We start from the raw sequence: 20,717 nt of genomic DNA, 5'->3' as shown, positions 1-20,717 counted from the left end.
CGCGTGGGGCTGTCGGCCTCTGGGCGTCGTCGGACATGCGCGAGGTCCCCTCTCTCGTACGTTCCGTCATGCTACGGCCCGAGCCGCCGCGTGGATCTCGGCGCGGGACGGCACGGAGCCCCGCCCGCAGGGCGCACCGGGCCCCGGGCGCGGGGGCCGCCTACGATGATCCCGAACCACCGATCAGCCGATCGCCCGCGTCCCGCCGAACACGGCCGAGGGGCGCCGTTCCGGGGAGGAACCCGTTGACCGAGCACATCACCGCACGCGACGACGCCCGCGACCTGAGCGCCTTCGTCGCGGGGCTGCCCAAGGCCGAACTCCACGTCCACCACGTCGGCTCCGCCTCCCCGCGCATCGTGTCCGAGCTGGCCGCCAACCACCGCGACTCCCGGGTGCCCACCGACCCCGAGGCGCTCGCGGACTACTTCACGTTCACGGACTTCGCCCACTTCATCGACGTGTACCTGTCCGTCGTGGACCTCATCCGCACGCCCGAGGACGTCCGGCTGCTGACGTACGAGGTCGCCCGTGACATGGCCCGCCAGCAGGTGCGCTACGCCGAGCTGACGATCACTCCGTGGTCCTCCACCCGGCGCGGGATCGACGAGCGCGCCTTCATGGACGCGATCGAGGACGCCCGCAAGGCCGCCGAGAAGGAGCTCGGCGTCGTCCTGCGCTGGTGCTTCGACATCCCCGGCGAGGCCGGCCTCGAGGCCGCCGAGGAGACCATGCGGCTCGCCACCGACGACCGGCTGCGGCCCGAGGGGCTCGTCTCCTTCGGTCTCGGCGGCCCCGAGATCGGCGTGCCGAGGCCCCAGTTCAAGCCGTACTTCGACCGTGCCCGCGCCGCGGGACTGCGGTCGGTGCCGCACGCCGGTGAGACGACCGGCCCGGAGACCGTCTGGGACGCGCTGAACCACCTCGGCGCCGAGCGCATCGGCCACGGCACGAGTTCCGCGCGGGACCCGAGGCTGCTCGCCCATCTCGCCGAGCACGGCATCGCGCTGGAGGTCTGCCCGACCTCGAACATCGCCACCCGCGCGGTCCGCACTCTCGACGAACACCCCGTCAAGGAGTTCGTGGCGGCCGGGGTGACGGTCACCGTCAACTCCGACGACCCGCCGATGTTCGGCACCGACCTCAACACCGAGTACGCGGTCACCGCCCGCCTCCTCGGACTCGACGAGCGGGGCGTCGCGGAGCTCGCGAAGAACGCGGTGAACGCGTCGTTCCTGGCCTCGGCGGAGAAGGCGGAACTCGCCGCGGAGATCGACACGTACGCCGCGGCCTGGCTCGCGCTCTGACCCACCACAATGGCCCCATGCGCACCGTGACCGCAGTCGCCCACCGCGGCGACCCCTACCGCGCCCGTGAGAACACGATCGACTCGCTGCGTTCCGCGCTCCACCGGGGCGCGGACGCCGTCGAGATCGACGTGCGTCTGACGCGCGACCGCGTACCCGTCCTGCTGCACGACGCCACGCTCAAGCGTCTGTGGGGACACGACCGGCCGCTCGGCTCGCTCTCCGGCGACGAGGTGCGCGGACTCACGGCGGGGGGTGTGCCGACGCTGGCGGAGGCCCTCGAGGCGACCGGCGACAGCAGGGTCATGGTCGACCTGCCGGGATCGGTGGACGCGCGGGCCGCCCGCGACATCGTGGACGTGGTGCGGGCGTGCGGGGCCGGGGAGCGGGTGTACTACTGCGCCGCGGCCCCCGCCATGCTCGCGGTGCGGGCCGCCGACGCGTCCGCCGAGATCGCGCTGACCTGGACGAGCCTGGCGCCGCCGCGCCAGGGCCTGCTCGACGTCGTCCGGCCGCGCTGGCTCAACTACCGCTTCACACTGGTGAGCCGTGACCTGGCGGCCCGGGTCCACCGCGGCGGCCATCTGCTCTCCGTCTGGACGCCGGACACCCGCCGCTCCATGCGCCGGCTGCTCGACGCGGGGGTCGACTCGATCACGACCAACCGCATCGACGCGCTGACGGCCCTGCGCAGGGACTGAGGGAGGGGGCTCAAGGGGTGCGGCAGCCAGGGGAGTTGGCGCCGTGCCCCTAGGGGCGACCCCGGCGCGGATACGGGGGTCGGTGCCCTGCCTGGTGAGGATCCCGGGGCGGGGGCACCGGCCGAGGATGAGCGGTGTCCGCTTCCGGCACACGTCTCCCAGGAGCACCGCATGCCCGTACGCCGTACCGCAGCCGTCCTCGCCGCCGCCCTCGTCCTCGGTCTCGCCGCCGGTCCGCTGGGCGCTCCGGCGTTCGCCTCCGCCGCGCCGGCGGTGGCGCGGGCGTCCGCCGGGCCCGACGCCGACGCGCTGCGCGCCGCGCTGGCGGGGCTGCCGGACGCGGACGCCACGGCCGCGCTCGTGCGGGTCGGGGGCAGTGACGGCACCTGGCGCGGCAGCGCGGGGGTGCACGATCTGGAGAGCGGTCGCGCGGCCGATCCGGACGCCCGCTTCCGCGCCGGTTCCACCACGAAGGTCGTCACGGCGGCGGTCGTCCTCCAACTCGCGGCCGAGGGGCGGATCGGGCTCGGGACGCCGGTGCAGAAGTATCTGCCGGGTCTGCTGCCGGACACCTTCGAGCCGCTCACCGTACGGCAGTTGCTCAACCACACGAGCGGCATCCAGGCCGGGGACGGGTTCGGCGACGCCTTCGAGGACGCGTACGCGCACCGCTTCGACACCCTGACCCCGCGCGAGGTGGTGGCCTCCGCCGTGGCGAAGGGACCGGAGTTCGCGCCGGGCACCCGGCAGGACTACCTGAACATCAACTACACGGTCCTGGGCCTGCTGATCGAGAAGGTGACGGGGCACAGCTACGCACACGAGGCGGCCCGGCGGATCCTCCGCCCGGCGGGGATGCGGCACACGTACTTCCCCGGCACGGATCCGCGCATCCACGGCCCGCACAACCACGGGTACCAGGCGGTGCCCCGGCCCGACGGCACGACGGCTTTCGTGGACGTCACCGACTGGAACCAGGCGGACCGCTGGGCGGCGGGCGACATGATCTCCACCACCGCGGACCTGGAGCGGCTGGTCACGCACCTGTTCCGGGGCGACCTGGTCCCGCGGCCGCAACTGGAGGAGATGTTCACCGTGCCCTCGGACATCGAGGGCGCCGACATGAGCGCGGGGCTCCAGCGCTTCGAGTACGGGGGCACGGTCTACTGGCTCAAGTCGGGTGCCCGGTACGGCTACAGCACCGTGATCGCGGCCACCCGGGACCTGTCGCGCACGGTCGTCTACTCGGTCGGCTCCACCGACGCCAAGGGCGAGGAGATGAACCCGGTGTCCCGGCGGATCGCCCTGGCGGCGCTCAGGTAGCGGGCACCGGCACGGGGGCCGGGCCGGCGCCGAGCGCCTCCAGGCGCTTGATCCTCTGTCGGACGACGTACAGCGGGATCACCCCGAAGACCCCGAAGGACATGTCGATGACCGACCACCAGAAGGGGATTCCGCGGATCGGTCCGCAGATCAGGGCCAGCGGGACGATGCCGGCACAGGCGATCATCCCGAACTCGACGACCCAGATGTTGCGGACCGGATCGCGGTAGGGACCGTAGAACGCGACGGCGATCACCAGATGCGCGAACGCCAGCCAGTCGGTCCCGTAGAGCAGGAAGGGGTAGTCGGAGTCGGCGGTGTCGAGGCCGTGGCGCACACGGTCGATCCAGTCCGCCAGGGCGGGCAGGTGCTCCGGCACGGACAGGGCCTTCAACAGGTCCTCTGTCCAGCGCAGTTCGTGCACCAGCGGGAAGGCCGTGGCGCCGCTGAGCACCAGGCTGACGACGAAAAAGGCAAGCCACGCACGGATGCCCCGGAGCAGGGCGGCTCTGTCGCTCATACCGGGAGCGTACGCCCCGACTTGAACGCGTTCAAAACCGCCCCCGTCCGGGGCATCGACGACTCAGGCGCCGCTCTCGCGCAGCATGTCCTCGCGCTCCACGAGCTTCACGCGCTCACGGCCCTGCGGTTCGCCCAGCGCCTTCTCCGCCGCGTCGAGCCGGTACCAGCCCTCCCACGTGGTGAAACGGACGTCCCGCTCGCCGAGGAAGGCGTCGACCGCCTCCGGGTCGGGCGAAGTGGGCGTGAGCAGGCGGCCGTTCGCGTGGTCGTCGAGCAGGCTCGCGACCGTCTCGTTGGCGTCGCCCTTGGTGTGACCGATCAGACCGATGGGGCCGCGGCGGATCCAGCCGGTGACGTAGGTGGACGCGAGGTGCTCGCCCGAGTCCTCCAGCACCCGGCCGGCCGCGTCCGGCACCGTGCCCGACTCGACGTCCCAGGGCAGCTTGGGCAGGCTGTCGGAGAGGTAACCGACGGCACGGTAGACGGCGCTGACGTCCCAGTCCTTGAACTCGCCGGTGCCCTTGACGTTCCCGGTGCCGTCGAGGGCGGTGCGCTCGGTACGCAGGCCGACGACCTCGCCGTTCTCGCCGAGGATCTCGGTGGGCGACTCGAAGAAGTGCAGGAACAGCTTGTGCGGGCGGTCGCCGGTGTCGCGGATCGCCCAGTTCTCCAGGGTCTTGGCGACCATGTCGGCCTGCTTGTTGCCGCGCCGGGTGGCGATCGAGCCCTCGTCGTAGTCGATGTCCTCGGGGTCGACGACGACCTCGATGTTCGGCGAGTGGTCCAGCTCGCGCAGCTCCATCGGGCTGAACTTGGCCTGCGCGGGACCGCGGCGGCCGAAGACGTGGACCTCCAGGGCCTTGTTGGCCTTGAGTCCGTCGTACACGTTCGGCGGGATCTCGGTGGGCAGGAGTTCGTCCGCGGTCTTGGCGAGGATGCGGGCCACGTCCAGGGCGACGTTGCCGACACCGAGGACGGCGACCTTCTCGGCCTCCAGCGGCCAGGTGCGCGGGACGTCCGGGTGACCGTCGTACCAGGAGACGAAGTCCGCGGCGCCGTAGGAGCCGTCGAGGTCGATGCCGGGGATGTCGAGGGCCCGGTCGGCGGTAGCGCCCGTGGAGAAGATCACCGCGTCGTAGAAGGCGCGCAGATCGTCCAGGTTGATGTCGCGCGGGTAGTCGACGTTGCCGAAGAGGCGGATCTGCGGCTTGTCGAGCACCTGGTGCAGGGCGGTGATGATGCCCTTGATCCGGGGGTGGTCGGGGGCGACGCCGTAACGGATGAGGCCGAACGGGGCCGGCATCCGCTCGAACAGGTCGATGGACACACCGGGCTCGGCGGCCACTGCGGATTTCAGCAGCGCGTCGGCGGCGTAGATACCGGCGGGGCCGGCTCCGACAATGGCTACCCGCAGAGGGCGAGGCATGATCAGGTTCCCTTCGAGCAGGGGCGGGGGACTCGACGGGAAGCCTAAACTGAGGCAAACCTAAGTCAGTAGGCGGGTCCGGGCTATGACCTCATAAGGCCGACTTATGGCTCCTGAAGGGCCGCGTTATGGGTGCGCCCGCCACCATCGCACAGCGCCGGGCCCGGCCCTCCCGCACCCCCCTCCGACGGCCCCCTCGACCAGCGGGGACCCGCGTCCGCTCACTGCCGGACTTCCCTGGTCGGGGTGGGGACGGCACCGGTCCGCGCGGCGGAGGGCCGGGCGGTCGCGGGTGCCGAGGTCCCCGTGGCCGAGGGACTGCGGGTGACCGTGCCGGTCGTACGGCCCGTGGGCACGGGAGCCGTGCTGGGAGCGGAGCTCCGGCGGGCGGAGTCCCTCCCCTCCGTACGGGGGCGGGACGGCTCGGGCGACACTCGCGGGGTGGGCGTCGCCGGCGGACCGGTCACGGTCGGCGGGGCCAGCGGGACCACCGGGGACCTGGGCGCGGCCGGAGCCGCCGACCGCAGCGGCAGCACGAGCAGCGCGCCGGCCGCGCACGCCACCGCCGCCCCGGCCGCCGCGCGCAGCAGTCGGCGCCGGGCCGCGCTCCGGCGGACCGCCTCGAACCGGCCCGGCGGCGGCGAGAGGTACGCGGAGGGAGGCCGCATGATGACGGCGAGCGGGTCGTCGGGGCCGAAGTCCGGGCCGTCGTCAGAGTGTGTGATCAAGACGTCTCCCCAGGTGGGCGCGGAGCAGTTCGCGGGCCGCGTGCAGGTCGGACTTGACCGTTCCTTCCTTGCGCCCGGTCAGCGCGGCCACCTCCCGGATCGGCATGTCAGCGTAGTAGTGCAGCAGGATCGGCACGCGCAGCCGTTCGGGCAGCGCCTGCACGAGCAGGCGTACGGAAGGGTCGGCCTGTTCGTTGCGCGGGCCGACGGCGGCCTCGGCGGTGGCCCGGCGCACGGCCCTGCGTTCGCGCTCCAGCTTGCGCCAGTGGTCCCGGACGAGGTTGGCCGCCGTGACGTAGAGGAATCCCCGCGGCTCGGCCACGGAGGTCCAGCGGGACCAGAGCCGGGTGAACGCCTCCGAGGCGATCTCGTGGGCCGTCCCGTCGTCGTCGACGAGACGGCGGCACCAGCCGGCCAGGCGTGGGTAGAGGGCGGCGAACAGCTCGGACGCTGCCTTCTCACGGGAGCCTTTCAACGTTCTCCATGGTCGTGACGGTGCCGGACGGGAGGGATCCCGGGCCGCGGGGGTACGGTCCGCCGGCCCAGGATCCCGGATCGCCGGGCGGGGTTCAGTGGCTCGCGGGGGTCATCGCCGCGAACACGATCACGTTGTCGAGGTAGCCGCTTCCGGAGCGGGGACCTCCGCAGGTGATGAGCCGCAGCTCCGGGCGGTCCACGTCGCCGTAGACCGCGTCCGTGGGGAAGTCGGCCTTGGCGACGGTACGGACCTCGGTGACGGCGAACTCCACCGGCCGGCCCTTCTCCAGGCGCACCACGATCCGGTCGCCGTGACGCAGCCGGGCGAGCCGACGGAAGACGCCGTCGCCGTACGCGCCGACGGTGACATGACCGAGGATCACCGACGGACCCTTCTGCCCCGGAGTCGGCGAGTACCGGTACCACCCGGCCCGGTCGTGCGCCGCGATCGGGGGCACCTGCGCGCTCCCGTCGGCGGCCAGTCCGAGCCGGATCAGCGGGGTGTCGACCCCGATGGCCGGTATCAGCAGCCGGACCGGGACCGTCCGACGCGCACCGGACCGCGAGGCCGGGGACGCGTCACCGGAGGGGGCCGCCGCGGCCGGGCGGTCCGGCCGGGCGCTCGTGGGCGCCCCCTCGGACCGCACGCCGGTGCCGGAACGGCCGCCGCAGCCCACCAGGAGCGCGGCCAGCGCGGTGGCGGCGAGGATGCGCCCGGAGCGGGACGTCATGCCCCGATCGCCCGCCGGCGGCGTACGACGAGGACGACCGCGCCCGCGGCGACCAGGGCGGCGGCGCTGCCGCCCACGAGCGCGCCGGCATCGGAGGACGGCGCGGCGGTGGCCGTCACACCGGTGTCGGGGGCCCCGGCCGGCCGGACGGAGACCTGGCGCGAGTCCCGGGCCCGCGTCGGAACGGGGCTGGGCACGGCGGAGGGTGCCCGGGTCGCGGTGGAGCTCGCCGGGGCCGGGACCGCGCTGGGGCTCGCGGGGGGGGTGGCGGGGGGGGGGGGGGAATTAAAGATGTTGCGGCCCTTGTTCTTCTTTTTTTCGCCGGCCCCCCCGCCGGTGGGAACGGCGGGCCGGTTACGGATCGAGCGGAGAGACGAGTCGGCGGCGGACGGGGTTGTAAAGGGTTGGCAAAGGCGCCGGAACGCGGTCCGGCACCCAGGCCACAGGCCGGCTATCGCGTTCCAGCGCTTGGCGAACTGGCCGTCGGCGGAAGGCATCACGCTGAGCCTCGGCGTCAACATCTTCTTGCGGACAGTCGTGTTGGGACCGGCCACCGGAACACCGCGGAGAGATTCGCCCTGGAATGAAGGCGGTTGTACGGCCGCATCGCGCCCTGTAATACCCGAGTAACGGTGTCTTCCTAGCGTCCGTGCTCCCCCTACCGTTCCCGGAGGAGCACCCCCGATGCACCTGCCCCAACCGCCCCGGCGCAGAGGCGCCGTCTGGGTGGCGGCCGCGTTCACCGCGACCGCCCTGCTGACCGCGTCGACCCCCGCACTCGCCGCCGGCGCCGCCCCGTCGTCGTCGGCCGACGTCGACTCCGCGCTCACCGCCGCCGTGGCCAAGGGCGGCGACGCGACGTTCTTCGTCGTCCTGAAGGACCAGGCGGACCTGTCCGGCGCCAAGAAGCAGAAGACGCACGCCGCGAGGGCCAGGGCCGCCTTCAAGGAGCTGCGCGCGAAGGCCGCGGACAGCCAGGCCTCCCTCAAGTCCTTCCTGGACAAGAAGAAGATCGGTCACCAGGACTACTGGATCGCCAACGCGATCCAGGTCAGCGGTGGCCAGGACCTCGTGAACGAGCTGGCGAAGCGTCCGGACGTCGCGTCGATCGTCAAGGAGCAGCACTACAAGCTCGACGACATCGAGACCGCCGACAACAAGATCACCACGTCGCGCACGGACTCCTCCGCGAACGGAGACGACACCCCCGAGTGGGGCGTCGCCGACATCAACGCCGACGACGTGTGGAACCAGTACGGCGACCGCGGCGAGGGCATCGTCATCGCCAACGTCGACTCCGGCGTGCAGTACGACCACCCGGACCTGGTCGCCCAGTACCGCGGCAACAACGGCGACGGCTCCTTCACGCACGACTACAACTGGTACGACCCGACCGGCCAGTGCGGCGCCGGCGGCGTCCCCTGCGACAACAACGGCCACGGCACCCACACGATGGGCACGATGGTCGGCAAGCACGGCATCGGTGTCGCCCCGAACGCCAAGTGGATAGCCGCCAAGGGCTGCGAGTCCTCCTCCTGTTCGGACGAGTCGCTGCTGGCGGCCGGCCAGTGGATCCTCGCGCCGACCGACCACAACGGCCAGAACCCGCGCCCGGACCTCGCGCCGAACATCGTCAACAACTCCTGGGGCGGCGGCGACACGACGTTCTACCAGGACATCGTCGAAGCGTGGAACGCCGCCGGCATCTTCGAGGCGTTCGCGGCCGGCAACGACGGTGACGGCAAGACCTGTTCCACCGCCCACGCCCCCGGCTCACAGGCCCCGTCCTACGGAGTCGGCGCCTACGACTCCACCGGTACCATCGCGTCCTTCTCCGGCTTCGGCCCCTCGCTCGTCGACGGCTCGACGAAGCCGAACATCTCGGCGCCGGGCGTCAAGGTCGAGTCCACATGGCCCGGTTCGTCGTACAACACCGAGTCCGGTACATCGATGGCGACACCGCACGTCGCGGGCGCGGTGGCGCTGCTGTGGTCGGCGGCCCCCTCGCTCATCGGCAACATCGACGAGACGCGCAAGCTGCTCAACGAGGGCGCGCGCAATGTCGACGACACCCATTGCGGCGGCACCGCCGACATGAACAACGTGTGGGGCGAGGGCAAGCTCGACATCCTCGCCTCCGTGGACCAGGCCCCGCACACGGCGGCCGTCGTCACCGGAAAGGTCACCGACAAGGCCACCGGCACGGCCCTCGGCAACATCACCGTCAAGGCCACCGGCACCGGCGGCGACGTCCGCACGGTGACCACCGCCGCCGACGGCACGTACAAGCTCCCCCTGCCCGCCGGCACGTACTCCTTCGCCTTCAGCGGCTACGGGTACGCGAACGGCTCGGTCACCGGCGTCACCGTCACCGACAACCAGGCCCTCACCGAGGACTTCGCGCTGACGGCGGTGGCCTCGCACAAGGTCACCGGCACCGTGCTCGACGTCACCGGGAAGGCGCTCGCCGGTGCCACCGTCGAGGTGACCGGCGCCCCGGTCGCCGCCGCCACCACCGACGCCAAGGGCACGTACTCCTTCGCGAAGGTCGCCGAGGGCACCTACAGCCTGACGGTCAAGCCCGCGACGCCGGTCCTGTGCAACGGCGTCTACACCGGCACCGCCACCGTCGCCTCGGCCGACCTCACCAAGGACGTCCAGGTCCCGGCCCGCGCCGACGCCAACGGCAACAGCTGCGCCCCGGCCGCGTACTCCTGGATCGCCGGTTCGAAGAAGGTCTCCCTGACCGGTGACGAGGACTCCGCGACCGTCGCCCTGCCCTTCCCGGCCAAGCTGTACGGGGTCTCGTACTCCTCCGCCTCCGTCACGACCGACGGCCTGGTGAACTTCCTGTCCTCGCGCGTCGGCGACTACTCCAACACCGCGCTGCCGACGACCGGCGCGAACGGCGTCAAGGGCATCGTCGCCCCGCTGTGGGACGACCTGACCCTCGACAAGAAGTCCTCGGTGCAGACCGCCACCACCGGCACCACGGGCAGCCGCAGGTTCGCCATCGTCTGGAACAACGCCGCCTACGCCAGCGGCACTTCGGGCCGCTCCACCTTCGAGGTCGTCTTCGACGAGGCGACCGGCGCGGTGACGGTCCAGTACCAGTCGGTCGCGGACAAGGGTGCGGGTGCCACCGTCGGCATCGCGAACCAGTCCGGCACCGACGCCCTCCAGTACTCCTACAACCAGTCCGTGATCGCCGACGGCACCGCCGTCCGCTTCGCGCAGGGAGCCAAGTGATGAGCGCCCCCCAGTCACGGCGGGCCCTGCGGCTCGCCTCCGCCCTGGTCGCGGCGGGCCTGTGCCTGACCGCCGCCCCACAGGCCCTGGCCGCCGACGACAGCGGCTCGGCCATGAAGCTGACCAGCACCGAGGCCGCGAGCCTGACCGACCGGGTCGCGATCGACCCGTACGGCGCCACCGCCGACGACAGCGCGGTGAGCCCGAAGTCCGAGGAGACCTCCGCCGCCCTGGACGCGGCGAAGTCCGCCGAAAGCGGCTCGGGGCTCGACGACTCGTCCACCGCCGGCTCGTCCGCCGACGCCGTCGACCCGAAGACCAAGGTCACGCTGACCGCCGGCTCCACGCTGGAAGGCGTGCGCGGCATGGGCGCCACCGTGCCGGTCGGCAGGAACGGCGACTACTTCACCTTCAACAGCATGGGCTACGTGCAGCGGCACACGGCCGACGGCGGCGAGACGTGGTCGCGCACCAGCAGCTCGTTCTTCACGGACTGGCAGGTCAAGCCGACGCAGCCGTGGCGGATCGAGCCGTACCCGGCGCAGATCCTGATGGGCTACAACGCGGTGTCGCCGTTCTCCGCCAACTCGGACAACGGCTACTCCACCGGTGACCTGACCGGCGACGGCGTCCCGGACGTGGTCTTCTCGGCGCAGGTCGGCACCACCCCGTACCCGCGTCCGTTCACCTCTCCGGGCTCGTCGCTGACCACGGGCACCTTCGTCACCGTCCTCGACGGCAGGACCGGCAAGACCATGTGGTCGAAGCTGTACAACCGCGCCTCCATGGTCAAGATCGTCGACGGCACCCTGCTCGTCGCCGACGCACCGAGGATGAGCGGCGACTCCAAGGTCCCGGCCGCCGCCACGATGACCCTGACGGGCATCCGTTTCTCGTCCGCGGAGGGCGTGCTGACGCCGGCGACGACCTGGACGTACGACACCGGCGAGGCCCGCAAGGCCAACTGGGGCGACATCCAGGACCTGGGCAAGGGCAAGGTCGCCGTCTCCTGGAACCTGGCCAAGGCCACCGGCGTCGACGCGCGCGGCCGCACACTCGTGCTCGACACGGCCGACGGCTCCGTCACCTGGCAGACCGACAGCATGCTCTACGGCCGTCAACTGCGCGTGGACGCGGGCCGGGGGCGGATCGTCGCGCTGGAGCAGCAGGACTCCACGGACGCCGTCCACTACGAGGTGGCGTCCTACGACCTGAAGACCGGTCACCGGGCCACCCTGGAGGGCCGCGACAACGTCCTGCCCACCGCGCTGACGGTCGGCGACCTCACCGCCAGGGCCGGCGACGAGTACGCGGTCGCCGAGTCCTCCCTCGACGCGGACTACTACGTCAACGCCAGCACCGTTCGCGTCCTCGACGGCACCGACCCGGACAAGCTGCTGTGGTCGAGCACGGTCAAGCGCGATGCCGCCAACAGCAAGGACGCGGCGAGTATCTGGCGGCTCCAGATGGCGGGCGGCAAGCTGGTCACCTCCGCTCAGGACGACCGCGAGATCAACGGCGCGGGGAACCCGGGCGGCGGGCGCTACGCGTCCCTGACCGTGTACAACGCCAAAGGTGTGGTCAGCTGGCAGAACAAGGGTGTTGCCGCCGCGCCGATGTACCAGGACGTGTTCAGCGACGCCGCGGGCACGCACGTGCGGATCGTCGACCAGGCGGAGAACATCCGCACGTTCAAGCTCGGCAACGGCAAGGCCGAGGGCGTGACGCCGCTGCTGGCGGACATCGGGTACGCCAAGGCCGCCGACCTGGACAAGGACGGCAGGAACGACGTCGTCATGGCCGGGTCCTCCGACGGCGTGTGGGCCTACGCGGGTCCCTCTCTGGTCGGCGGCAAGCCCGAGAAGCTCTGGCAGGCGACCGTGCCCGGCGCGGTGCACGACGTCGAGACCGGTGACGTCAACGGCGACGGCAAGCCGGAGGTCGTCGTCGCGGCCGACACCGCCGTGGTCGTCCTCAACGGGAGGACCGGCAAGACCCTCGCCACCATCGAGGGCGGCGAGGGCCAGTACGTGCGCTCGGCGAAGCCGGCCGACCTGGACGGCGACGGCGAGCTGGACATCCTCGTCCCGACCGACGCCCTGCGCGCCTACCACGGCGACGGCCGCGCGCTGTGGACGTACAGCGCGCCCAGCAGCGCGGGCGACGTGCGCTTCACCGACCCGTCGGTGAACGACGGCAAGGTGTACGCGGCGTACGCCAGCCTCCACGCGTACGACCTGGACAGCCCGGTGACCGACGCCGTGGCGCTCAACGCCAAGAACGGCAAGGTCCGCTGGGACCTCGCGCCGAAGGCCCCGGCCGACGCGGTCGGTCCTGTCCGCACCGCCACCCCGAACGACGGCATCCTCGCGTCGAAGGAGATCCCGTACGCGGACGGGCACGCGGTCGTCTACCAGTGGAACCTCACCGCCCCGATCAACATCAACGGGGCCGAGTCCCTCAGCCCCCGGAACTACTTCGAGATCCGCGACGGCCGCACCGGCGAGGTACTGCACTCCGGCTACGACGGCGGCCTGTGGACGCACTTCAGCTACTGGGCGGAGGACGGGGCGCTGTACGAGGGGGGCACCGCAGCCTTCCGCCGGTACGAGGCCGATGGCAAGGACAGCAAGGCCGGAGTGGTCGCGCAGTCCTACGGCGGCGGCTTCATGGCCGGGCCCGGGGGCCGCAGGCTGCTGGTCGCGGGTGTCGACGGCGGGCTCCAGATGTGGGACCCGAGCATCTTCGACAGCTCCGACACCTGGTCGGGCGCCGTGGGCAACGTCACCCTCATGGGCGCGCGGAACTACCTCGCCGCCGACCTGGACGGCGACGGGGTCGACGAGGTGCTGTCGCTCGCCGGTGACGACAACGGCTTCGACCGGACCGCCGAGGAGTTCGGCGGCCGCTACTACATCCCGAACAACGCCATCCATCAGGTCGCCACGTACAAGCTCTCCTGATCGTCGCTCCGCACCGGCCGAACCGGACCCCCTGGGCCTCGCCCAGGGGGTCCTCGGCGTGCTCGGTTACGCTGTCGCCGACATGGGCGCGCACGAGTCGAACGGGACGGAACCAGCCGCTCCACTGCTCCGCCTGCGCCTTTTCGGCGGGTTTCACGCGACTCGCGACAGCGGTCCCCCGCTCGCCGAGAAGTGGCCACGCCCCGGCGCCCGCGCTCTGGTCAAGCTCCTCGCCGTCACCCCCGGCCACCGCCTCCACCGCGGACAGGCCATGGACATCTGCTGGCCCGACGCCGACCCCCAGGCCGCCGCCGGAAGCCTGCGCGTCGCCCTGCACGCCGCCCGGCACGCCCTGGAACCCGAACTCGCCAAGCGCGCCGCCTCCTCGTACCTGATCTCGGACGGCGCCCTGCTCCACCTCGACCCGGCCACGGTCCGGATCGACGCCGACGACGCCGAGACGGCGGGCAGATCCGCCCTCGCCGACGGCGGCGTGGACGAACTGACCGACGCGCTCGCCCGGTTCACCGGCGAGATCCTGCCGGAGGACCGCTACGCCGGCTGGGCCGAGGAACGGCGCGGGCAGCTCGCCCTGCTGCGTGAGCAGTTGCTTCTGCGGCTCGCCGAGGAACACCTGGAGCGGGGCGCCGCCGCCGAGGCGGCGGCAACGGCCGAGCAGATCCTCGCCGTCAGCCCTGCCGAGGAGCTGGCCCACCGGGTCCTCATCGACGCCTCGCTGCGCCAGGGGCTGCGCCGCCGGGCCGTACGCCAGTACCACGTGTGCCACGAGGTCCTCTCCGCGGAACTGGGCGTACGGCCGGGCCCGGAGACGGAGCGGCTGCACCGGGCCGCGCTGGCCGCGGCGCCCGCCCCCGTCCCGGCCGCCCCGCCGCTCCCCGCCCTGTTGCGGGCCGACGGCGGACGGCCGCTGCGGGGCCGGGACACCGTGCTCGAACGGCTCCTCGCCGCGGACGGGCCGCCCGTGACCCTGCTCAGCGGTGAGGCCGGCGTCGGGAAGACCCGCCTTTCGGGCGAGGTCGCCCGACGTGCCGCCGCGGACGGCACGGCCGTGCTGTGGGGCGGCGGCCAGGATGCCGAGGGGCACACACCGTACGGGGCGTTCGCGGAGGCGCTGGAAGGCTGGCTCGCCGAGCACAGCGCCACCGAACGGGCCCGGGTCGGCGCCGAGTACCCCGAACTGGCCTCGTTCCTCCCCTCGCTCGGGCAGGTGGGAACCTCCGGTGAACGCAGTCCGGAGGAGGAGCGGGACCGGCTCTTCCGCGGCATAACGGCGCTGCTGGGCGACCTGGCCGCGGCCCGTCCGGTGCTGGTCGTCCTCGACGATCTGCACGCCGCGGACACGGGCTCGTACGGCCTGCTCGGTCATCTGGCCCGCCGGGCCGTGGAACGGGACACGGCCCTGCGGTTCCTGGTCACCTACCGCGAGGAGGAGCTGCCCGAGGGCGACGCGCGCCGCTCGGCCGTTGCCTCCCTCCTGCGCCGAGGCCATGGCGTGCGCGAGGAACTGGGCCGGCTCGACAAGGAGGCGTGCCTGGCCGTCGTCCGCGACGCGACCACCGACGCCCCGCACGAGGACCGGATCCACCGGGTGTGGGAACTCTCCCTCGGCAACCCGCTGTTCGCCCTCGAACTCGCCCACGGTCTCGCCGACGAGGACGGCGGCGCCCTCGCCCCCGAGGGGGTACGGGGACTGGTGGCCGACCGGCTCGTACGGCTCGACGCGGACGCGCGCCGCGTCGTCGAGGCGCTCGCCGTGGCGGGCGGCGACACCGCACTGTCCGAACTGCTCGACGTCGCCGAACACGGACTGCACCCCCCGGTGGCCGGCGCCGCCGCGGCCGACGCCCTGGAACAGGCCATCGCGGCCTCCCTCGTCGAGGAACGGCCCGTCGTGGTGGCCGGGCGGTCCGAGGAAGGGGTGGCGTTCCGGCATCCGCTGGTCCGGCTCACCTGCTACGAACAGCTCGCCGGGGTCCGCCGCCGGCAACTGCACGCGGCCTTCGCGCAGGCGGTCAGACGACGCCGCCCCGACGCCGTCGACACCCTGGCCTCGCACTTCGCACGTGCCGACGACCCGCGCGCGGCCGAGTACCTGCGCCGCGCGGCCGAGCGCGCCGCGGCGCTGTACGCCAACGACACCGCCGACCGCTACTACCGCGACCTGGTGGCCCGGCTCGACGTCGACGCGGCCCGCGCCCGGCTCGCCCACGCCCATGTCCTGCGCAGAATGGGACACTTCGAGCAGGCGGCCGACGCCCTGCGGCTCTCGCTGGCGGAGTTCGAGCGGCGCGAGGACCGTGACGAAGCCGTCCTCGCCGCGGCGCTGCTCGCCGAGACCCTGGCCCGGACGAGCGCACCGGCGGCCGCCCGCCGCACGCTGCGGGAGCACCCGGTGACCGCGCGCACCGGACCGGAACCGGCCGCCACTCACTTCGTCGCCCTGTCCGTGGTCCGCTGTGTCCAGGGGCGGTACACGGCCGGGCACGAGGCCGCGCGGCAGGCCCTGACCGCGGCGCGGAACGTACCGGGGGCGTCCGGCCAGCGGCTGTTGGCCCGCGCCTTCGCGATGCAGGCCGCCAACCTCGGGCTCGCCGGCCGCTTCGACCAGGCACGCGAGGCGGGCGACCAGGCGCTGGCCCCGGCCGAGGCGTACGGCGATCCGACGCTGCTGGGCTCGGTCCTGTCGATGCTGCGCGAGAACGCGCGGCGCGCCGGACGGCTGCGCGATGCGGTCGAGATCGGCACCCGCGCGCTCGGCCTCGCCGAACGGTCCGGCGATCCGACGGCCGCCGCGTTCGAACGCGGGAACCTCGCGGAACTGCGGCTGTTGCTGGAGGAGGCCGGGCCCGCCCACGCCCTCGCGGAACAGGCGGTCGCGGGCGCGGAGGCGTACGACGCCTGGTGCCTGCCGTACGCCCTCGCGACCCTGGCCCGCGTACGGGTCTTCGCGGGCGCGGCGGAAGAGGCCACGCTGCTCCTGGACCGGGCGGAGGCGGTGGCCGCCGAGTTCGGGGACCGGCAGGCCGAGCACGAGGTGCGCACGGCGCGTGCCGAACTCGCCCTGCGCACCGGCCGTCCGGACCAGGCGCTGCACGCCCTGGACGGGCACGGCGACGACGCGCCGGTGCTGGTGGCCTGGGCCGAGCTCATGTCGGGGCGGCCCGAGGCCGCGCTGCGGCTCGCGCGCGCCGAGGCGGCCCGGGCCGAACGGACCGGGGAACGCCTCACCGAGGTGGAGGCGCGGATCGTCCTCGGCACCTCGTTGGCCCGGCTCGCCCCGGAGCGGGAGGGCGCGAAGGAACTGACACGGGCCGAGTCGCTGGCCCGTGCGCTGCCCTACCCCGCCGGCACACGCCGGCTGGCCCGGGCCCGGGCCCTGCTGCGCGAGCAGTGACGGCGGCCGGGCCCCGGCCGACGACCGGGGGTCACAGGCCGGCTATCGAATTCCAGCGCTTGGCGAACTGCGTGCGTTCGTCGGCGGTGATGTCGCGGGCGATCGCGAGCCGCCGCCGCATGCTCGCGTCCGGGAAGATCAGCGGGTCCTCGGCGAGGGCCGCGGTGTCCTTGTCCTTGGAGGAGGCGAGGACGTCCTGCGCGGCGGGCACCGGGCAGACGTAGTTGACCCAGGCCGCCAGCTCGGCGGCCACCTCGGGCTCGTAGTAGTAGTCGACGAGCTTCTCCGCGTTGGCCTTGTGCCGGGCCAGGTTGGGGATCATCAGCGACTCGGCCCACAGTTCGGCGCCCTCCTCGGGGACGACGAAGCGGATGTCGGGGTTGTCGGCCTGGAGCTGGATCACGTCGCCCGAGTACGCCTGGCAGGCCAGCACGTCACCGCCGGCGAGGTCCTTGATGTAGTCGTTGCCGGTGAAGCGGCGGATCTGGCCGCGCCGGACCTGGCGCTCGACCTGGTCGCACACCTGGTGGAAGTCGTCGGCCCGCCACTTCGTGATGTCGACGCCGTTGGCCTGCATGAGCAGCGCGAACGACTCGTCCAGACCGGAGAGCAGGGTGACCCGGCCCTTGAGGTCGTCGGCCCACAGGTCGGACACGTGCCGGATCTCGCGGCCGAGCTTGCGGCGGTTGTAGGCGATGCCGGTGATCCCGGACTGCCACGGCACCGAGGACTTGCGGCCGGGGTCGAACGCGGGCGACCGCAGCAGCGGGTCCAGGTACTTGGTGACGTTGGGCTGCCGGGACCGGTCCATCTCCTGGACCCAGCCGAGCCGGACGAACCGGGCACACATCCAGTCGCTGATGACGATGAGGTCGCGGCCGGTCCGCTGGTGGTTCATCAGGGACGGGCTGATCTTGCCGAAGAACTCGTCGTTGTCGTTGATCTCCTCGATGTAGTCGACGGAGATCCCGGTGCGCTTCTCGAAGGCCTCCAGCGTCGGCCGCCGGGTGGTGTCATCGTCGTCGGTGTCGATGTACAGCGGCCAGTTCGCCCAGGTCAGCCGCTTGTCGGTGGCCGAGAGGTCGGCACCGGCCCGGTCGCCCTTGTCCACGTACGCCGCCGGCACCCCGCATCCCGCGAGGGCTCCGAGCACGGCGCCACCGCCGAGGGCACGCAGCACGGACCGGCGGGACGGGGGCGAGGTCATCCGATTCAGGGGCACGCGCGAAGCATGCCGACCCCGGCTCGGTCCGGACAATGGACGCTGCGTCGATCACTCGCCCGCCGACCCGACACCCTGTCGATCCGTTTCCGGGCGCCGCGGCGCGCACGGCGGGAAGGTCACCCGCACCGACAGGCCGCCCCGCGGACGGGGCCACGCCTCGACCGTGCCGCCGTGGGCGGTGGCGACGGCCGTGACGATGGACAGCCCGAGCCCCAGACCGTCCCGGGGCCGGCCCCTGCCGCGCGGCTGGGTACGGGTCCGGTCCGCGCCGAGCCGCCGGAACGGCTGGAAGAGACCGGCCACCTGCTCGCGCGGGATGACCGGGCCGGAGTTGTCGATCCGCAGGACCGGACACCCGGCCTCCGCCCCGGTCCACAGCCGGACCCAGCGCTCGCCGTCCCCGTGGTTGTTGTGCCGTACGGCGTTGTCCGTGAGGTTGACGACGAGCCGCTCGATCAACTGGGGGTCGCCCAGAAGGGGCGCGGAACGGAGTGCTGCCCGCACGTGCGGCAGGGTGTCCTCGGGTCCGGCGTTCCCGGTCTTGACGGGTTCGGTCTTGCCGGGCTCGGTCCTGCCAGGCTCGGTCTTGCCGGGCTCGGTCTTGCCGTCGCCGGGACCGGCGGTAACGGGCTCGCCGTTTCCGGTCCGGCTGAGCTCGGATGCGCCAGTCCCAGTCCCACCGTTCCCGTTGTCGCCGGTCCCGGTCCCGGGCCCGGTCGCGCGTGGCTCGGACTCGTCGTCCTCCTGGGGCCTGTCGGTGCCCGCCACCGGCCCCGGCCCGGCGTCCTGGGAGCCGCCCTCCATCACCGCCCCGTCCGGCAGGTGTTCGCCCACCAGGTCGGCGAGGTCGATGAACTCCCGCCGCCGCAGGCCGCCTTGACTGCGGGCGAGGGTCAACAGGGCCTCGATGAGACGCTCCTGCTCCTGCCCGGCGGCCCGCACGCGCAGGCACGCGGCCCGCAGACTCTCCACGGACGCACCGGGGTCGGCGAGCGCGACGTCCACGATCGCCTGCTGGAGTGTGAGGGGCGTGCGCAGTTCGTGCGACGCGTTGGCGACGAACTGCTTCTGCGCCTCGAACGCGCCCTCCAGCCGCCCCAGTACGTCGTCGAACGTGTCCGCCATCGCCTTGAGCTCGTCCTCGGGACCCGGCATCGCCAGCCGCTGGCGGAGGTTGTCCGCGGAGATCCGCCGGGCGGCGGCGGTCATCGTGCGCAGCGGCGCGAGAACGCGTCCGGCCATCAGCCACCCGAGGGCCACGGAGGCGAACGTCATGACGGCGAGCGCGATGCCCGCTTCGACGAGCAGTTGGTGCAGTTGGTCGGCGCGCAGGGCCTCGGCGTACGTCGTGAGGGTCGGCGGGTCGGGGGTTCCGCCGTCGATCCCGGGCAGCCCGGAACCCGCGGAGGACCCCCCGACCGCTGTCGACGGCGCGGCCCGCGAGGCCAGCAGATAGGTGAAGCCGAGGAGGGCGGCCCCGGCGGCCATGAACAGCGCGCTGTAGATCAGGGTGAGCCGCCAGCGGATGCTGCGCGGAGCGAGCCTCCACCGGACACCGGCGCGGACCGACCACCCCCGGCCCCCGTCCGGGACCGCCCCTCGCCCACCGCCCATCACGTGCCGCCCCCGGACGCGTCGCGGGGCCCGCCCTCGACGGCGGCCGATGCCACACGCCGTGCGTGCGGCACGAATGGCGGGCCCTCCGCGGACGGCACGAACGCCGAGGACGGCACGAACGCCGCATACGGCCCGGGCGCCGAGGACGGCACGGGTGATGCAGGTCGCTCGGGCGATACCCCTGGCGGACATGTGCCGTACCGGGCGGACCGGTTGACGCCCGCGGATGCGTCCTTCATGCGATCCGGTATCCCGCCCGGTCCACCGTCGCGATCAGCTGCGGCTCCCCCAGTTTGCGGCGCAGCCGGCTCACGGTGACCTTCACGGTCTGGCTGAAGGGGTCGGCCGCCTCGTCCCAGGCCCGCTCCAGGAGTTCCTCGCTGGAGACCACGGCTCCCTGCGCGGCCAGCAGGAGTTCGAGCACCGCGAACTCCTTGGGGCTCAGGGCGAGTCCCGAACCGCCCCGGGTCGCCTGCCGCCTGGCCGGGTCGAGCCGCAGTTCCCCGCGGACCAGTACGGGCGGCAGCGCGGGTTGCGCACGGCGCGCCAAAGCCCGTACGCGTGCGACGAGTTCGGCGAACGCGAAGGGCTTGGGCAGATAGTCGTCGGCGCCGAGGCCGAGGCCGGTGACCCGGTCGGCGACCGTGCCGGACGCGGTCAGCATCAGCACCCTGGCCCGGCTGCCGCCCGCGGCCAGCGTTCGGCACACCTGGTCGCCGTGGACGCCGGGGAGATCGCGGTCGAGCACCACGACGTCGTACCCGTGGACGGAGGCGCGCTCCAGGGCCGTGGGCCCGTCCAGCGCGAGATCGACCGCCATGCCCTCGCGGCGCAGCCCGGCGGCCACGGTCTCGGCGAGCTCTTCATGGTCCTCGACCACCAGCACACGCATGGCGGCCAGTGTGGCGACCACCCGGTTACACGAGGATAAGCACCACCTGTGGATGCCCCGGGGTCCCCGCGCCCGGCCTCGCACCCCTGCCACTGCCCGGCCCGCCGCCCCGTCGCCGAGCCCCGCCCCACCCCCCTGCCC

General features: G+C 72.9%; 14 protein-coding genes and 1 pseudogene. 6 read left to right on the top strand and 9 right to left on the bottom strand.

Annotated features, from left to right (window positions below; genetic code table 11):
• Positions 1-158: 158 nt before the first annotated feature.
• The 3 genes and pseudogenes from IO36_RS34760 to IO36_RS34750 all read left to right on the top strand — a co-directional run.
• Positions 159-1,307: pseudogene (locus IO36_RS34760) on the top strand (adenosine deaminase); the annotation flags it as partial.
• A 17-nt stretch (positions 1,308-1,324) separates the two neighbouring features.
• The gene (locus IO36_RS34755; RefSeq protein WP_037626036.1) at positions 1,325-2,008 is read left to right on the top strand and encodes a glycerophosphodiester phosphodiesterase; all 684 of its coding nucleotides are present in this window, start codon (positions 1,325-1,327) and stop codon (positions 2,006-2,008) included.
• A gap of 171 nt (positions 2,009-2,179) precedes the next feature.
• Positions 2,180-3,331 carry a serine hydrolase domain-containing protein gene (locus IO36_RS34750; RefSeq protein ID WP_037626034.1) on the top strand — a complete coding sequence of 384 codons (1,152 nt, stop codon included), beginning with the start codon at positions 2,180-2,182 and terminating at the stop codon, positions 3,329-3,331.
• Here IO36_RS34750 and IO36_RS34745 read toward each other — a convergent pair.
• The 6 genes from IO36_RS34745 to IO36_RS34720 form a co-directional block, all read right to left on the bottom strand.
• A complete protein-coding gene (locus IO36_RS34745; RefSeq protein WP_037626032.1) occupies positions 3,324-3,851 on the bottom strand; it encodes a hypothetical protein in 528 nt (175 codons plus the stop codon). The genes IO36_RS34750 and IO36_RS34745 overlap by 8 nt on opposite strands.
• A 63-nt stretch (positions 3,852-3,914) precedes the next feature.
• Entirely contained in the window at positions 3,915-5,279 is a 1,365-nt protein-coding gene (locus tag IO36_RS34740; RefSeq protein ID WP_037626031.1) for an FAD-dependent oxidoreductase, read from the bottom strand.
• 221 nt (positions 5,280-5,500) lie between these two features.
• On the bottom strand, positions 5,501-6,007 hold the full coding sequence (locus IO36_RS34735) for a hypothetical protein (RefSeq protein WP_037626029.1): 507 nt from the start codon (positions 6,005-6,007) through the stop codon (positions 5,501-5,503).
• The gene (locus tag IO36_RS34730; RefSeq protein ID WP_037626027.1) at positions 5,991-6,482 is read right to left on the bottom strand and encodes an RNA polymerase sigma factor; all 492 of its coding nucleotides are present in this window, start codon (positions 6,480-6,482) and stop codon (positions 5,991-5,993) included. Before IO36_RS34730 ends, IO36_RS34735 begins: the two co-directional genes overlap by 17 nt.
• A gap of 94 nt (positions 6,483-6,576) precedes the next feature.
• Complete coding sequence (locus tag IO36_RS34725; RefSeq protein WP_037626025.1) at positions 6,577-7,215, bottom strand: class F sortase; 639 nt, start codon at positions 7,213-7,215, stop codon at positions 6,577-6,579.
• Complete coding sequence (locus IO36_RS34720) at positions 7,212-7,412, bottom strand: hypothetical protein (RefSeq protein WP_245173591.1); 201 nt, start codon at positions 7,410-7,412, stop codon at positions 7,212-7,214. Before IO36_RS34720 ends, IO36_RS34725 begins: the two co-directional genes overlap by 4 nt.
• 487 nt (positions 7,413-7,899) lie before the next feature.
• On the opposite strand from IO36_RS34720, the gene IO36_RS34715 reads away from it, so the two are divergent.
• From IO36_RS34715 to IO36_RS34705, 3 genes are read left to right on the top strand one after another with little or no spacing between them, the layout of a single operon-like run.
• Positions 7,900-10,464, top strand: a complete 2,565-nt coding sequence (locus IO36_RS34715; protein ID WP_037626023.1) for a S8 family serine peptidase — start codon at positions 7,900-7,902, stop codon at positions 10,462-10,464.
• A complete protein-coding gene (locus IO36_RS34710; protein WP_037626021.1) occupies positions 10,464-13,427 on the top strand; it encodes an FG-GAP repeat domain-containing protein in 2,964 nt (987 codons plus the stop codon). Before IO36_RS34715 ends, IO36_RS34710 begins: the two co-directional genes overlap by 1 nt.
• A gap of 58 nt (positions 13,428-13,485) precedes the next feature.
• A complete protein-coding gene (locus tag IO36_RS34705) occupies positions 13,486-16,842 on the top strand; it encodes an ATP-binding protein (protein WP_245173590.1) in 3,357 nt (1,118 codons plus the stop codon).
• A 31-nt stretch (positions 16,843-16,873) separates the two neighbouring features.
• Here the strand turns inward: IO36_RS34705 and IO36_RS34700 are convergent, their stop codons facing one another.
• The 3 genes from IO36_RS34700 to IO36_RS34690 all read right to left on the bottom strand — a co-directional run bounded on the left by IO36_RS34700 (position 16,874) and on the right by IO36_RS34690 (position 20,576).
• Positions 16,874-18,049 (bottom strand): ABC transporter substrate-binding protein, encoded by a 1,176-nt coding sequence (locus tag IO36_RS34700; protein WP_037626019.1) that lies wholly within the window; start codon positions 18,047-18,049, stop codon positions 16,874-16,876.
• Positions 18,050-18,115: 66 nt separating this feature from the next.
• The gene (locus tag IO36_RS48615; RefSeq protein ID WP_245173589.1) at positions 18,116-19,681 is read right to left on the bottom strand and encodes a sensor histidine kinase; all 1,566 of its coding nucleotides are present in this window, start codon (positions 19,679-19,681) and stop codon (positions 18,116-18,118) included.
• 238 nt (positions 19,682-19,919) lie between these two features.
• A complete protein-coding gene (locus IO36_RS34690) occupies positions 19,920-20,576 on the bottom strand; it encodes a response regulator transcription factor (RefSeq protein WP_037626066.1) in 657 nt (218 codons plus the stop codon).
• Between the last annotated feature and the right edge of the window lie 141 nt (positions 20,577-20,717).

The sequence above is a fragment of the Streptomyces aureus genome, from assembly GCF_000725495.1.
GTDB lineage: Bacteria > Actinomycetota > Actinomycetes > Streptomycetales > Streptomycetaceae > Streptomyces > Streptomyces aureus_B.
Note: the sequence above shows the minus strand (reverse complement) of the source record. Positions and strands in the feature narration are given on the sequence as shown.

What these genes read in the sequence shown, in the direction of transcription:
- IO36_RS34755 (WP_037626036.1), top strand. Translation starts at nt 1,325, where the DNA reads ATGCGCACCGTGACCGCAGTCGCCCACCGCGGCGACCCCTACCGCGCC.
- IO36_RS34750 (WP_037626034.1), top strand. Translation starts at nt 2,180, where the DNA reads ATGCCCGTACGCCGTACCGCAGCCGTCCTCGCCGCCGCCCTCGTCCTC.
- IO36_RS34745 (WP_037626032.1), bottom strand. Translation starts at nt 3,851, where the DNA reads ATGAGCGACAGAGCCGCCCTGCTCCGGGGCATCCGTGCGTGGCTTGCC.
- IO36_RS34740 (WP_037626031.1), bottom strand. Translation starts at nt 5,279, where the DNA reads ATGCCTCGCCCTCTGCGGGTAGCCATTGTCGGAGCCGGCCCCGCCGGT.
- IO36_RS34725 (WP_037626025.1), bottom strand. Translation starts at nt 7,215, where the DNA reads ATGACGTCCCGCTCCGGGCGCATCCTCGCCGCCACCGCGCTGGCCGCG.
- IO36_RS34715 (WP_037626023.1), top strand. Translation starts at nt 7,900, where the DNA reads ATGCACCTGCCCCAACCGCCCCGGCGCAGAGGCGCCGTCTGGGTGGCG.
- IO36_RS34710 (WP_037626021.1), top strand. Translation starts at nt 10,464, where the DNA reads ATGAGCGCCCCCCAGTCACGGCGGGCCCTGCGGCTCGCCTCCGCCCTG.
- IO36_RS34700 (WP_037626019.1), bottom strand. Translation starts at nt 18,049, where the DNA reads ATGACCTCGCCCCCGTCCCGCCGGTCCGTGCTGCGTGCCCTCGGCGGT.
- IO36_RS48615 (WP_245173589.1), bottom strand. Translation starts at nt 19,681, where the DNA reads ATGGGCGGTGGGCGAGGGGCGGTCCCGGACGGGGGCCGGGGGTGGTCG.
- IO36_RS34690 (WP_037626066.1), bottom strand. Translation starts at nt 20,576, where the DNA reads ATGCGTGTGCTGGTGGTCGAGGACCATGAAGAGCTCGCCGAGACCGTG.